This window comes from Rathayibacter sp. VKM Ac-2754, assembly GCF_009807095.1.
In the GTDB taxonomy this organism is placed as follows: domain Bacteria; phylum Actinomycetota; class Actinomycetes; order Actinomycetales; family Microbacteriaceae; genus Rathayibacter.
In genome coordinates this window covers 47338-61172 of record NZ_WUCC01000013.1, presented here as the reverse complement: position 1 = coordinate 61172, position 13835 = coordinate 47338, and the positions used below count along the sequence as shown (strand labels likewise).

Below are 13835 nucleotides of genomic sequence, written 5' to 3'. Positions count from 1 at the left end.
ACCCCCACGAAAGGACACCATCATGGCCACCCCGAATCCGATCCAGATCCAGAAGTACCTCGCGGGCATCGACTACCCCGCGTCGAAGGACACCATCGTCGAGACCGCCGAGAAGGAGGGTGCAGAGGGCGACGTCCTCGACGCCCTGCGCGCGATCCCCGACGGCGACTACGAGAAGCCCACCGACGTCAGCTCGGCCGTCTCGAACGTCTGACGCCAGACCGGCACAACGAAGGCTGAGCCGCTCGATCCTCCGGATTCTCGGAAGAAGGAGCGGCTCAGCCTTCGTTGTACGGCCGGCGCCGCCGAGTGTCAGGCGGAGGCGCCCTCGCGCTCGCGCAGCACGCCCGAGTCGAGCGCCGCGAACGACAGCACCTTGTAGCCCTCCGACTCGAAGAAGATCGTCGCCCGGTCGGCCTCGACGCTCATGACCGTCCCCGCACCCCACTCGCGGTGCTCCACCGCCTCGTCCACCGAGAGCGGAGCGTCGGCCGGAGCCTGCTGGACGGCCTCCTCGAACGCCGCCTCGCGCCGCTCGCAGCCGTCGCAGTTGCCGCACCACTCCTCGCCCTCGACGCCGAAGTAGTCGAGCAGCACCCGGCGGCGGCAGTGCGTCGTCTCGGCGTAGGCCCGCATCATCGACAGGCGCGACTCGGCGATGCGCTCCCGCGAGGCGAGCGCCTCCTTGACGGCCCGCACGGCGGCGTCGCCGCTCACGTCCTGGAGCGCGCGCAGTCCGTCGCTCGCGTCCAGCAGATCGGCGTCCGCGAGGTCGTTCACGATCCGCGAGAGCGTGCGCGCGGGTTTCCCCAGCGCCTCCGCCAGCGCCGTGACGCTCACGCCCGGCTGGCTCGTGATCGCCGCCCAGACCACGCGCAGCGCGGCCTTGTCGACCGACCGCTTGGCGAAGAAGCGGCGCAGCCCCAGGTCCTCCGCGCGGTAGTGCAGCGCCCCGGTCGCGGGCTCGCCGTCGCGACCCGCCCGGCCGATCTCCTGGTAGTAGGCGTCGAGCGACTCGGTCGTCGTCGCGTGCAGCACGAAGCGCACGTCGGCGCGGTCGATGCCCATGCCGAACGCCGAGGTCGCGACGACCACGTCGAGCTCGCCCTGCCGCCACTGCTCGTGCACGACCTTGCGCTCCGACACCTTGAGCCCGGCGTGGTAGGCCGCCACCCGGCGGCCCTCGGCCGCGATCTCGGCCGCGTAGGTCTCGGTCTCCTTGCGCGTCGCCACATAGACGAGGCCGGGAGCGGTCCAGCTCCGCGCCTCCTCGACGACCGCCGCGCGCTTCTCGTTCTCGCTCTCGTGGCGGTGCACGACGAGCCGGATCTCGGGCCGGTCGACCCCGTGCACCTGCACCTCGGGGTCCTGCATCCGGAGGCGCTCGATGATCTCATCGCGCACGGGGCCGGAGGCGGTGGCCGTCATCGCGAGCACCGGCGGATCCCCCAGCTCGCGCCGGACGTCGGCGAGGCGCAGGTAGTCGGGGCGGAAGTCGTGGCCCCACGAGGAGACGCAGTGCGCCTCGTCGACGACGAGCAGTGACACTCCGGCCTTCGCGAGACGTGCGACGTTCTCCTCCTTCGCCAGCTGCTCGGGAGCGAGCAGGACGTAGAGCGGTCCACCCTCGTCGATGCGCTCCCAGGCGCGGGCGACGGCGGCGGAGCCGAGGGAGGAGTTGACGGCGACGGCGGGGGGCGCGGCGGGCGCCGCCTCGATCGAGGCCAGCTGGTCGGCCTGCAGCGCGACCAGCGGAGAGACGACGAGGACGACGCCTCCGCGCTCGGCCCCGGCGATCTGGTACACGGCGGACTTGCCGCCTCCGGTCGCGAGGACGAGCAGAGTGTCGCGCCCCGAGGCGGCCGATTCGATGGCCTCCCGCTGCCCCGGCAGCAGCGAGGACCAGCCGAAGTCCTCTCGGGCGATGCGGGCGATGGGATCGGAGGCGGAACGGGTCGTGCGGGTCGAGCTCATGCTTCGACGCTACGACTCCACCGCCGGGCGCGACTCCGCTTGACAGGTCCCCCGAGCGCGGGGCAGGCGCGCCGCCCGCCCTCGCTTCCGGAGGCACCTCCGGCTCGCAGAAACACGTTCGGCTCGCAGGACTCGAGGATTCCGACGAGCCGAACGCGTTCACACGAGCCGAAGCTCGCCCGCAGCCTCAGCCGCGCACGATCACCGGGTTGAACAGCGTGCCGATGCCCTCGATGTCGATCGCGACCGTGTCGCCGTTCGCGATCGGCCCGACACCGGCCGGCGTGCCCGTCAGGATGATGTCGCCCGGCAGCAGCGTGAACACCCGTGACACGTACGCGACGATCTCGGGCACCCCGTGGATCATGTCGCCGGTGTTGCCCGACTGCACCCGCCGCCCGTTGACGCGCGTCTCGAGTGCGCTCTCGTTCCAGACCAGCTCGGTCTCGATCACCGGCCCGATCGGGCAGAACGTGTCGTAGCCCTTCGCCCGCGCCCACTGCCCGTCAGACTTCTGCAGGTCGCGCGCGGTCACGTCGTTCGCGATCGTGTAGCCGAAGACGACCTCCTCGAAGTCCTCCGCGCGCACGTTCCGCGCCACGGCTCCGATCACGATCGCCAGCTCGCCCTCGTACTCGACCTGCTGGCTGTCCGGGGGCAGCACGATCGCCTCGTCCGGACCGATCACCGAGGTGTTGGGCTTGAGGAAGATCAACGGCTCGGCCGGGGCGTCGCCGCCCATCTCGGCCGCGTGGTCGGAGTAGTTCTTGCCGATGCCGACCACCTTCGAGCGCGGGATGACCGGCGCGAGCAGCTTCGCCTCCGACAGAGGGATGCGCTCACCCGTCGTGTCGAACCCGGCGAACATCGGGTCGCCCGCGAGCACCACCAGCTCGTCCTCGTCGACGATCCCGAAGAAGATGGCGCCGCCGTTGTCTCCGGAGCGCTGCGTGGCGAATCGTGCGATCTTCATGCGTCCAACCTCGTCATCCAACCGTGTGTGTCCTCACGACGTCCGTACTGGATGTCGGTCAGCTCCTCGCGCAGCGACATCGTCAGCTCGCCGGCCGGCGCGCCCTCGTGGCCCACCGAGAAGCCGTCGCCCTTGAGCTCGGCGATCGGAGTGATGACCGCCGCGGTCCCGCAGGCGAACACCTCGACCACTTCGCCCGAGGCCACGCCGTCGCGCCACTCGTCGATCGTGACGCGGCGGCGCTCCACCCGGTGCCCGCGGTCCTCGGCGAGCTGCAGCACGCTGTCGCGCGTGATCCCCTCGAGGATCGAGTCCGACTCCGGGGTGACGAGCGTGCCGTCCTTCTTCACGAGCACGACGTTCATGCCGCCGAGCTCCTCGATGTAGCGCGACTCCTGGGAATCGAGGAAGAGCACCTGCGCGCAGCCGTGCTCGTACGCCTCCTGCTGGGGCAGCAGCGACGAGGCGTAGTTGCCGCCGGTCTTCGCCGCTCCCGTGCCGCCCTTGCCCGCGCGGGCGTAGGAGGTGGACAGCCAGATCGACACCGGGGCGACGCCTCCCGAGAAGTAGGCGCCCGCGGGGCTCGCGATCACGTAGTAGGCGACCTTCTCGGCCGCGCGCACACCGAGGAACGCCTCCTTCGCGAACATGAACGGCCGCAGGTACAGGCTCGTCTCGGGCTCCGACGGCACCCATTCGCCGTCGACGGCGATGAGCTGGCGCAGGGACTCGACGAAGAGCTCGGTGGGCAGCTCGGGCAGCGCGAGGCGGCGGGCCGAGCGCTGCAGCCGCGCGGCGTTCGCCGTCGGGCGGAACGTCCAGATCGAGCCGTCGGCGTGGCGGTACGCCTTCATGCCCTCGAAGATCTCCTGCGCGTAGTGCAGCACCGACGCGGCGGGGTCGAGCGCGATCGGTCCGTAGGCCTGCACGCGGGGGCGGTGCCAGCCGCCGGTGCGGGTCCAGCAGAGGTCGACCATGTGGTCGGTGAAGTGCACGCCGAAGCCGGGTGCCCGGAGGATGTGCGCGCGCTCCTCGGCGGAGCGCGGCGCCGGGTTGGGGGTCACCGCGAAGGCGAGGTCCTGCGCGAGCGGGAGGGGGATGGTCATGGTGGGTTCTTCCTGAGGGGTGGTCAGCGGAGGCGGGAGACGACGGAGTCGCCGATCGCGGAGGTCGAGCGCGCGGTGCCGTCGCGCGACTCGATGTCGGCGGTCACGGCCGCCGTCACGCGAGCGGCCTCGTCGGCGAGGCCCAGGTGGTCGAGCAGCAGGGCGACCGAGAGGATCGCGGCCGTGGGGTCGGCGAGCTGCTTCCCGGCGATGTCGGGCGCGGATCCGTGGACCGGCTCGAACATGCTGGGGAACGCGCCATCGGGGTTGATGTTGCCCGAGGCGGCGAGGCCGATGCCGCCGCTGATCGCGCCGGCCAGATCGGTCAGGATGTCGCCGAAGAGGTTGTCGGTGACGATGACGTCGAACCTAGCAGGGTCGGTCACGAGGAAGATCGTCGCCGCGTCCACGTGGAGGTAGTCGACGGCCACGTCCTCGTAGGTGGCCCCCACCTCGTCGACCAGCCGCTTCCACAGCGAGCCGGCGAAGACGAGCACGTTGGTCTTGTGCACGAGCGTGAGCTTCGAGCGCCGCTTGCGCGCCAGCTCGAAGGCGTGGCGCACGACCCGCTCGACCCCGTACGCCGTGTTGACGGAGACCTCGTTGGCGATCTCGTGCGGCGTGCCCCGCCGGATCGCTCCGCCGTTGCCGACGTAGGGACCCTCCGTGCCCTCGCGCACGACGACGAAGTCGACCTCGCCGGGCGCCGACAGCGGCGACGGCACGCCCTGGTAGAGGCGCGTCGGCCGCAGATTCACGTAGTGGTCGAGCGCGAAGCGGAGGCGCAGCAGCAGCCCGCGCTCGATGTTCGCGTTCGCGAGGCGCGGGTCTCCTGGCACGCCGCCGACGGCTCCGAGCAGGATCGCGTCGTGCGCGGCGATCGAGGCGAGGTCCTCGTCGGTGAGCACGTCGCCCGTCTCGAGGTACCGGCCGGCGCCGAGCGAGAACGGGGTCTTCTCGATCACCAGGTCGGAGGCGGCGGTGACGGCGTCGAGGACCTTCACGGCCTCAGTGATCACCTCCGGCCCGATCCCGTCTCCGGGGATGACGGCGAGCTTCACGGTGCGGGGCATGGGGATCCTCAGGCGTGCGGGGACAGGGACGCCCCCAGCGTACTCTCGGCCGCGAGCCTCAGCTCCGGCGGAGCCGCCACGCCGCCAGCGCGCCGGCGAGCAGCACGAGGCCGACGCCGATCCAGGCCGAGGCGCCCACGCCCGCGTCGAACGCGGCGCCGGCCGAGGCCAGCAGGCTCGCGGCGGAGTCGGCCGGCAGCTCGCCCGCGACGGAGACCGCTCCGCCGAGGGTCTCCCCCGCGCGCTGCACCTGCCCGGCGTCGAGTCCCTCGGGGAGCACGACGCCGCTCCGGTAGGCGGCCGTCAGCACGGTGCCGAGCGTCGCGGTGCCGAGCACGGCGCCGAGCTCGTAGGCCGTCTCCGACACAGCGGAGGCGGCACCGGCCTTGTCCGCCGGCGCGTTCGCGAGGACCAGCTCGTTCGAGACGGTCTCGGCCGCCCCGATCCCGAGGCCGAGGAACGCGAACGCCACGGCGACGGTGAGGGCGGAGGCGCCGCCCGGCACGTCGCTGCCGAGCGCGAGCAGCGCGTAGCCGACCGCCGAGATCACGAGGCCGGCCGGAACCACGATGCGCGGGGAGATCCTCCGCGCGACCGGCACGACGCCGAGCCCCGCCACGATCATGACCGCGAGTCCGGGCACCAGCACGAGGCCCGCCTCCAGCGGCGAGAGCCCCACCACGAGCTGCAGGTGCTGCGAGACGAAGAACAGCCCGCCGACCAGCGCGACGACGCTCAGCAGGTTGACCAGGATCGCCGCGCTGAACGAGCCACGGCGGAAGAGCGAGAGATCGAGCATCGGCACCGTGCGGCGCTGCTGGCGACGCACGAAGAGCACGCCGCTCGTCACGCCGACCACCAGCGAGACGATCGCGACCGCGTCGATCCCGTGCTCGGCCGCCGACTTGACCGCGTAGACGATCGGAGCCATCGTCGCGAGCGACAGGAGGATGCTGACGACGTCGACGGGGCCGGGCTGCGGGTCGCGCGACTCCGGGACGAGGATCGGCGCGAGCACGACGAGCGGCAGCAGCACGGGCACCGCGAGCAGGAACACCGAGCCCCAGGCGTGGTTCTCGAGCAGGATCCCGCCGACGAGAGGTCCGACCGCGGAGCCGACCGCGAACCCGGTCGCCCAGATCGCGATCGCGAGGCGCCGCTGGTCGCGGTTCGGGAAGAGGCTCCGGAGCAGCGACAGCGTCGACGGCATCAGGGTCGCCCCGAAGAGGCCGAGCGCGGCACGGGCGGCGATGAGCGCGCCGGCCGTCGGCGCGAAGGCCGCGGCGACCGAGACGACGGCGAAGCCGATCGCGCCGATGACGAGGAGCTTGCGCCGTCCGACCCGGTCGCCGAGGCTGCCCATCGCGACCAGGAGTCCCGCGAGCACCAGCGGGTACGCGTCCACGATCCAGAGCAGCTCGGTGCCCGAGGGGCCGAGGTCCTCCGAGATCGAGGGCAGCGCGAAGTTGAGGACGGTGTTGTCGACCGAGACCAGCAGCACCGGCAGCATCAGCACCGCGAGCGCGAACCAGGCGCGACGACCGACCCGATCGGTGGCGGGCTCGGAGGCGGGGAGGCGGACGGCGACGGGGGCGGTGCGGGCGGACACGGGGGTGCTTCCTTTCGAGGGGGGACTCGGAGGAGTATACCGTCCAGCCGGTACAGTAGTCGAGGGCCTCGAACGAGGCTCTCCGTAGAATGGACGCCATGCCCGCCGCCCCCGCTCGCGACCGCGTCCTCGACGCGTTCGAGGCTCTCCTGATCGAGCAGGGCGAGCGCGCGGCCACCCTCGACGCCACCGCCCGCACCGCCGGCGTCTCGAAGGGCGGGCTGCTCTACCACTTCCCCTCGAAGGACGCCCTGGTCGACGGCCTCGTCGAGCGCCTCGACGAGCGTCTCGCCGAGGACATCGACCGCATCCGCACGTCGGACGAGGGCGTCGTCCCCTATCTGATCCGCACCTCGTTCGCCGCCGACACCCCCTTCGACCGCACGATCCTCGCGGTCTCCCGCATCGCGCAGGGTCACGACGAGCGCGCCAGCGCCGGCCTCGCCCGCATCCACGACAGCTGGAACGCCGTCGTCACCGACGCCGTCGGCGACCCCCTGATCGCCCGCGCGATCGTCCTGATGAGCGACGGCCTCTACTACAACTCGGCCCTGCTCCCCACCGGCGACGGCCCCCGCGGCCAGGTCGAGGACGTCCTCGCGGTCATCGACCGCCTCCTCCGGAAGTAGCCGCTTTCCGCGCCGGACGAGCAGCCACTCCCTCCATGCCGGTCGAGTAGCCCCGCAGGGGCGTATCGAGCGGCGAAGCCGAGTTGCGTCTCGGTGGGGTGGGAAAAGTTGTCGCCCGTCGCCCTTCATGCTGGTCGAGTAGCCCCGCAGGGGCGTGTCGAGACCCACCAGCGTCAGCAGTTCAGGCTTCTGACCTGGACTTCTGACGCGAGTGGATCTCGATACGCCGCATTCCGCGGCTACTCGATCAGCAAGGGCGGGGCCACACACGTGGGGTGACTTTTCCTAGGAGACCCCACCAGCGTCAGCAGCTGAGGCCGTCGATCCGCCCTGCTGACGCTGGTGGATCTCAATATGCCCGCTCCGAGGGCTGCGGGCTCGATCCGCGAGGCGAGGCAGGCAGGGATACCAGTGCACCCGCGCAAGCCCGCCTCCTACAGCTGCACGACCCCGTCGATCAGCGTCGCCGTCGCCCCGCCGATCCAGACGTCCTCGCCCACGCGCTCGACGTGCACGCGCCCGGCGCGCCCGAGCGCCGCGCCCTGCGCCGCGACGTACCGCTCCGGAGCGAGCCCCGCGCCGATCAGCCACTGCGCGATCCCCGCGTTCAGGCTCCCCGTCACCGGATCCTCGAGCACCCCGGCGTCGGGGATGAACGCGCGCACCTCGACCGCGCACTCGGCGCCGTCCGCGTGCGGCCCGACCACGCCGAGCGGCAGCCCCGAGAGCAGCGCCTGGTCCGGCGCCAGCTCGAGCACCCGCTCCGCCGACGCCAGCCGCACCGCGAGCCAGCCCGGTCCGTTGTCGACCCACTCGTGCCCGAGGATCTCGGAGCGCGGGATCCGCAGCGCCGCGGCCGCGCGCTCCACCGTCGCCTCGTCGGCCGGCCCCGAGCGGAGCCGCGGGGGCGCCGCGAACGCGATGCCCGCCTCCGTCACGCGCAGCCGCACCAGCCCGGCCGCGCACTCCTGCACGAGCACGCCCTCCTCGCGCGGCACTCCCCCGGCCGCGAGCCACGCGTGCGCGCTCCCGAGCGTCGGGTGCCCCGCGAACGGCAGCTCCCGGCCGGGCGTGAAGATCCGGAGGCGGTAGTCGGCCTCCGGCACGGTCGGCGCCAGCAGGAACGTCGTCTCCGACAGGTTCGTCCAGCGGGCGAACGCCGCCATGTCGGCGTCCGACACCCCGTCCCCGTCGACGACGACCGCGACCGGATTGCCGCGGAACGCCTCCGCGGCGAACACGTCGACCTGCGCGAACCTCCGCGAGACCACGGCGCCTCCTACTGCTCGGTGATGTCGATCTCCTGCATCAGGTCGGCGTCGATCGCGACGCGGACCTTCTCGAGCAGGCCGTCGGGAGCGGGCGAGTCGATCGTGATCACCGAGAGGGCTCTGCCGCCCGCCTCGGTGCGCGCGACCTGCATGCCCGCGATGTTGACGGAGGCGTCGCCGAACTCGCGGCCGTACACCGCGACGATCCCGGGCCGGTCGATGTAGCTCATCACGACGTGGTGCTTCGCGAGCGGGACCTCGACGTCGTAGCCGTTGATCGACACGAGCTTCTCGACCTGCTTGGTGCCCGTCAGCGTGCCCGAGACCGAGATCTGCGAGCCGTCCGAGAGGGCGCCGCGCAGGGTGATCACGTTGCGGTACTCGTCCGAGACCGAGTCGGTGATCAGGCGAACCTCGATGCCGCGCTGCTCGGCGAGCACCGGTGCGTTCACGTACGACACCGACTCCGACACCACGTTGGTGAAGACGCCCTTGAGCGCCGCGAGCTTGAGCACCTTGACGTCGTAGCCGGCGAGCTCGCCGTGCACCTCGACGTCGATCGACGTGACGGGAGAGTCGGCGAGGCCCGCGAAGACCTGGCCGAGCTTCTCGACCAGCGGGATGCCGGGGCGGACGTACTCGTCGATCACGCCGCCGGCGACGTTGACCGCGTCGGGCACGAGCTCGCCCGAGAGCGCCAGGCGCACCGACTTGGCCACCGAGACGCCCGCCTTCTCCTGGGCCTCGTCTGTCGACGCGCCGAGGTGAGGCGTGACGACGACGTTCTCGAGGGCCAGCAGCGGCGAGCCGGTCGGCGGCTCCTTCACGAACACGTCGAGGCCGGCGCCGGCGATGGTCTTCGCGACGAGCGCGCGGTGCAGCGCGTCCTCGTCGATGAGCCCGCCGCGGGCGACGTTGACGATGAACGCGGTCGGCTTCATCAGCGCGAGCTGCTCATCCGAGATCATCCCGGTCGTCTCGGCCGTCTTGGGCATGTGGATCGTGATGAAGTCGCTCTGCGCGAGCAGCTCCTCGAGCGGGAGGAGGGTCACGCCCAGCTGCTGCGCGCGGGCGCTCGTCACGTAGGGGTCGTAGGCGACCACGTTCACGCCGAACGCCTGCAGGCGCGCGGTGATCAGTGCGCCGATGCGACCGAGGCCGATGATGCCGACCGTCTTCTCGTAGAGCTCGACGCCGGTGTACTTCGAGCGCTTCCACAGGCCCTGGGCGAGGGCGCTGTGCGCGGCCGGGATGTGGCGCGCGAGGCTCAGGATGTGCCCGACGGTCAGCTCGGCGGCCGAGATGATGTTGGAGGTCGGCGCGTTCACGACCATGACGCCCGCGGTGGTGGCCGCCGCGATGTCGACGTTGTCGAGCCCGACGCCCGCGCGGGCGATGACCTTGAGCGACGGAGCCGCCGCGATCGCCTCGGCGTCGACCTGCGTCGCGGAGCGCACCAGGATCGCGTCGGCCTCGCCGAGCGCCTCGAGCAGCGCCGGGCGGTCGGTGCCGTCCACGGAGCGCACGTCGAAGTCGGGACCGAGGGCGTCCACGGTGGCGGGCGAGAGTTCTTCGGCGATCAGGACGACCGGCTTTGTCACGGGAGGCGCTTCCTTCGGAGAGGGGACGGAGCAGGCTCGGGCACGGGTGTCCCGCGAGCCCCCGCCATGGTAGCGGAGGGCCGCCGAGCGGCCCGGCCGTGTGACGCCGCGCTCAGCCGAGGCTGACGAGGCTCTCGAAGCCGAGGATCAGCTGCACGTCGAGCGAGAGCGCCGCCGAGAGGCAGAGCGCGGCGGCGAGGAGCCCCGTCCGGGCGAGCAGCCCCCGCCGGCGGCCGAGCGCGACGGCGGCGGCGAAGCACAGCACCGGCAGCACGAGGCCGAGGACGAGCACCGTCCAGCCCGTCGGGTTGAGGTCGGTGCCGAGCGTGGCCGCGTAGGTGCGGAGCCCGACGAGGTTGCCGATCGCCTCCCACACGTCCCACGCGAAGAAGAGCGCGAACCCCAGGGCGATCAGCACGGAGGCGGCGAGCCGGCGTCCGCGCCGGTCGCCCCGTCCGTCGCCCAGCACGGCCTTCGTCGGCAGTGGGTCCGTCATGCTCACGCCCCCTTCAGGAACGGCAGCGGTGCGAGCAGCACCAGGCCGGCCACGAGCCAGAGGACGCGCGTGCGCACCCGGGAGTCGCGCGTGCCGAGCAGCACCGCCGCGAACCAGGTCGCGGGCGCGGCGACGGCGAGCCACAGGCCGAGACCGTAGAGCGCCCCGCCGAGCGCGTCGCCCGAGAAGGAGGCGGCGATCGTGCCGTTCTGCCGCGTCGCCGTGATCATCCAGCCGATCGTGTACAGGAGGTAGAGCCCCGCGGTCACGCCGGTCGCCACGAGCAGCACCGAGGAGGCGGCGGCCGCCTCGGCCTCCGAGGTCGCGTCGTCCACGTCCTCGTCGTCGTCCAGGAGCTCCTCGGGGAGATCCTCCCCCGAGTCGCCGGGCCGGGCGGCACGCACTGCCGGCGCCGAGCGCACGGCGCGCGGAGCGGCTCCCGCCAGCGTCGGGTCCGTGCCCTCGCCCGCCCAGCTCAGGGCGTCGTCGTCGCCGTCGTCCGCGCTGTCGCCCACCGGCCTGTCCTCGATCACCGCAACACCCTAGCCGCGAGCGCCCCGCAGGAACCTCGGAGCGGGCCGACACCGACCCGACACCCGGCGGACACCGCCCGTCCTCGCGCACGCGCGAGACTCCCCGGATGACGGAGCGCGAGAGTGCGGACACCGCGCGCCGATTCGTCGCGATCGGCGACTCCTTCACCGAGGGCGTCGGCGACCCGCACGCGCGACTGCCCAACGGAGTCCGGGGCTGGGCCGATCGCGTCGCCGACCGTCTGGCCCGCGCCGAGCCGGGCTGGGAGTACGCGAACCTCGCGATCCGCTCGAAACGGCTCGGGCAGATCAGGGCCGAGCAGCTGCCCAGCGCCCTCGAGCTGCGGCCGACCCTGGTGACGCTCTACGCGGGCGGCAACGACATCCTCGACCTCAAGACCGACATGCGGGTGCTCGTCGACGACTACGAGTGCCTGGTCGACGCGCTCGCGACGACCGGCGCCTCCCTCGTGCTCTTCACCGGCTTCGACATCCCCGGCCTGCCGGCCCCGCGGATGTTCGTGCGCCGCAACCGCGTCTACAACGCGGCCGTCCGCCGCATCGCCCGCGAGCGCGGCGCGACCCTCGTCGACTACTGGCGCATGCAGGCGTTCCGCGAGCCGATGATGTGGTCGCCCGACCGGATGCACCTCTCCAAGCGCGGTCACCGGTTCCTGGCGGCGCGCGTCCTCGACATCCTCGGCGTCCCGCACACCATCTCGGCCGGCCCGTGGGAGCCGCCCGAGCCGCTCACCCCGACCGAGTGGCTCCGCGACCAGCACCGCTGGACGGCCGACTGGCTGCTCCCCCTCGTCGGCCGCAAGATCCGCCGCGTGACCCTCGGCGACCACCTCGCCCCGCGCTGGCCCGACCCCGTCGTCGTGCCCCCGAAGGGCGGCCTCCGCCGCCTCGCCCGCGACCTCGGCTACTGAACGCAGAAGAGGGAACCCCGGTCCGGGGCTCCCTCTTCGATGCAGTGCGTGACTAGCGCGCGACGCTGCCGTCGGTGTAGTCCTCGTCGGTCTGCTTCCAGGCGAAGAGCTTGCGCAGCTCGCGGCCGGTCTCCTCGATCGGGTGCTTCTCGCCCTTGGCGCGGAGCTCCTGGAACTCGGGGGCTCCGGCGTCCTGGTCGGCGATGAAGCGCTTCGCGAAGGCACCGCTCTGGATGTCGCCGAGCACCGCCTGCATGTTCTCCTTGACGCGGGGGTCGATGACGCGGGGGCCCGAGACGTAGTCGCCGTACTCCGCCGTGTCCGAGACGGACCAGCGCTGCTTGGCGATGCCGCCCTCCCACATGAGGTCGACGATCAGCTTGAGCTCGTGGAGCACCTCGAAGTAGGCGATCTCGGGCTGGTAGCCCGCCTCGACGAGGGTCTCGAAGCCGTACTGGACGAGCTGCGAGGTGCCGCCGCAGAGCACGGCCTGCTCACCGAACAGGTCGGTCTCGGTCTCCTCGGTGAAGGTCGTCTTGATGACGCCCGCGCGGGTGCCTCCGATGGCCTTCGCGTACGACTTCGCGGTCTCCCAGGCGGTGCCCGTCGCGTCGTTCTCGACGGCGATGATGTCCGGGATGCCGCGGCCGGCGACGAACTCGCGGCGCACGGTGTGGCCGGGGGCCTTCGGCGCGATCAGGATCACGTCGACGCCCGCGGGCGCCTCGATGTAGCCGAAGCGGATGTTGAAGCCGTGCGCGAACGCGAGGGTCTTGCCCTCGGTCAGCTTGTCCGCGATCTGCTCGCTGTAGATGGCGCGCTGGTGCTGGTCGGGCGCGAGGATCATGATCAGGTCGGCCCAGTCGGCGGCGTCGGCGACGCTCTTGACCTCGAAGCCGTCGTCCTCGGCCTTGGCGGTCGACTTCGACCCCTCCTTGAGCGCGATGACGACCTGGACGCCCGAGTCGCGGAGGTTCTGGGCGTGCGCGTGTCCCTGCGAGCCGTAGCCGACGATCGCGACCTTCTTCGACTGGATGATGGAGAGGTCGGCGTCGGCGTCGTAGATGAGCTCAGTCACGTGGTGAGTCCTTTTCTGTCGTGGGCAGTTCTGAAGAGGTGCGGTGGTCAGTTCTTGAAGACGCGCTCGGTGATCGACTTCGAGCCGCGCCCGATGGCGAGCAGGCCCGACTGCGCGATCTCCTTGATGCCGTAGGGCTCGATCACGCGGAGGAAGGCGTTCGTCTTCCCCGAGTCGCCCGTGACCTCGATGACGAGCGCGTCGGTCGCGACGTCCACCACGCGGGCGCGGAAGAGGTTCACGGCCTCGAGCACCTGCGAGCGGGTGACGTTGTCGACGCGCACCTTCACGAGCAGGTGCTCCCGGTGCACCGACTGGTCGGGGTCGAGCTCGACGATCTTGATGACGTTGACCAGCTTGTTGAGCTGCTTCGTCACCTGCTCGAGCGGCAGGTCCTCGACGTCGACGGCGACCGTGATGCGCGAGAGGCCGTCGAGCTCGGTCGGTCCGACCGCGAGGGATTCGATGTTGAAGCCGCGGCGGGCGAAGAGCCCCGCGACACGGGTGAGCAGTCCCGGCTTGTCTTCGACGAGCAGGGAGAGGACGTGGTGGGTCATGCG

The 13835-nt window shown here is 71.8% G+C and carries 14 protein-coding genes; 3 read left to right on the top strand and 11 right to left on the bottom strand.

The window, feature by feature from the left end; genetic code table 11:
- The first annotated feature begins 22 nt into the window (after nt 1-22).
- The gene (locus GRS92_RS17150) at nt 23-214 is read left to right on the top strand and encodes a DUF2795 domain-containing protein (protein ID WP_056042203.1); all 192 of its coding nucleotides are present in this window, start codon (nt 23-25) and stop codon (nt 212-214) included.
- Nucleotides 215-312: 98 nt separating this feature from the next.
- Here GRS92_RS17150 and GRS92_RS17145 read toward each other — a convergent pair whose 3' ends face one another.
- The 5 genes from GRS92_RS17145 to GRS92_RS17125 form a co-directional block, all read right to left on the bottom strand.
- Nucleotides 313-1974 (bottom strand): RecQ family ATP-dependent DNA helicase, encoded by a 1662-nt coding sequence (locus tag GRS92_RS17145; protein WP_159858957.1) that lies wholly within the window; start codon nt 1972-1974, stop codon nt 313-315.
- Between the two features lie 187 nt (nt 1975-2161).
- The gene (locus GRS92_RS17140; RefSeq protein ID WP_159858954.1) at nt 2162-2947 is read right to left on the bottom strand and encodes a fumarylacetoacetate hydrolase family protein; all 786 of its coding nucleotides are present in this window, start codon (nt 2945-2947) and stop codon (nt 2162-2164) included.
- Nucleotides 2944-4053, bottom strand: coding sequence for a branched-chain amino acid aminotransferase (locus GRS92_RS17135; RefSeq protein WP_159858951.1), 1110 nt, complete (start codon nt 4051-4053; stop codon nt 2944-2946). Before GRS92_RS17135 ends, GRS92_RS17140 begins: the two co-directional genes overlap by 4 nt.
- A 23-nt stretch (nt 4054-4076) precedes the next feature.
- Nucleotides 4077-5126, bottom strand: coding sequence for a 3-isopropylmalate dehydrogenase (locus GRS92_RS17130; protein WP_159858948.1), 1050 nt, complete (start codon nt 5124-5126; stop codon nt 4077-4079).
- A 58-nt stretch (nt 5127-5184) separates the two neighbouring features.
- Nucleotides 5185-6735: an MFS transporter gene (locus tag GRS92_RS17125; RefSeq protein WP_235022100.1), complete on the bottom strand. Its 1551-nt coding sequence runs from the start codon at nt 6733-6735 to the stop codon at nt 5185-5187.
- A gap of 98 nt (nt 6736-6833) precedes the next feature.
- On the opposite strand from GRS92_RS17125, the gene GRS92_RS17120 reads away from it, so the two are divergent.
- Nucleotides 6834-7364, top strand: coding sequence for a TetR/AcrR family transcriptional regulator (locus GRS92_RS17120; RefSeq protein WP_159858945.1), 531 nt, complete (start codon nt 6834-6836; stop codon nt 7362-7364).
- Nucleotides 7365-7798: 434 nt separating this feature from the next.
- Here GRS92_RS17120 and GRS92_RS17115 read toward each other — a convergent pair whose 3' ends face one another.
- The 4 genes from GRS92_RS17115 to GRS92_RS17100 all read right to left on the bottom strand — a co-directional run bounded on the left by GRS92_RS17115 (nt 7799) and on the right by GRS92_RS17100 (nt 11265).
- On the bottom strand, nt 7799-8635 hold the full coding sequence (locus GRS92_RS17115; RefSeq protein ID WP_159858942.1) for a PhzF family phenazine biosynthesis protein: 837 nt from the start codon (nt 8633-8635) through the stop codon (nt 7799-7801).
- 8 nt (nt 8636-8643) lie between these two features.
- Nucleotides 8644-10236: a phosphoglycerate dehydrogenase gene (serA, locus tag GRS92_RS17110; RefSeq protein ID WP_159858939.1), complete on the bottom strand. Its 1593-nt coding sequence runs from the start codon at nt 10234-10236 to the stop codon at nt 8644-8646.
- 112 nt (nt 10237-10348) lie between these two features.
- Nucleotides 10349-10732: a hypothetical protein gene (locus GRS92_RS17105; RefSeq protein WP_159858936.1), complete on the bottom strand. Its 384-nt coding sequence runs from the start codon at nt 10730-10732 to the stop codon at nt 10349-10351.
- Between the two features lie 2 nt (nt 10733-10734).
- Nucleotides 10735-11265, bottom strand: coding sequence for a DNA polymerase III subunit gamma/tau (locus tag GRS92_RS17100; protein WP_159858933.1), 531 nt, complete (start codon nt 11263-11265; stop codon nt 10735-10737).
- 107 nt (nt 11266-11372) lie between these two features.
- On the opposite strand from GRS92_RS17100, the gene GRS92_RS17095 reads away from it, so the two are divergent.
- Nucleotides 11373-12197 carry an SGNH/GDSL hydrolase family protein gene (locus GRS92_RS17095; RefSeq protein ID WP_159858930.1) on the top strand — a complete coding sequence of 275 codons (825 nt, stop codon included), beginning with the start codon at nt 11373-11375 and terminating at the stop codon, nt 12195-12197.
- A 52-nt stretch (nt 12198-12249) separates the two neighbouring features.
- On the opposite strand, the gene ilvC is transcribed toward GRS92_RS17095, so the two are convergent.
- Nucleotides 12250-13275: a ketol-acid reductoisomerase gene (gene ilvC / locus GRS92_RS17090; protein ID WP_159858927.1), complete on the bottom strand. Its 1026-nt coding sequence runs from the start codon at nt 13273-13275 to the stop codon at nt 12250-12252.
- Nucleotides 13276-13322: 47 nt separating this feature from the next.
- A complete protein-coding gene (gene ilvN / locus GRS92_RS17085) occupies nt 13323-13832 on the bottom strand; it encodes an acetolactate synthase small subunit (RefSeq protein ID WP_055793566.1) in 510 nt (169 codons plus the stop codon).
- Nucleotides 13833-13835 lie beyond the last annotated feature (3 nt).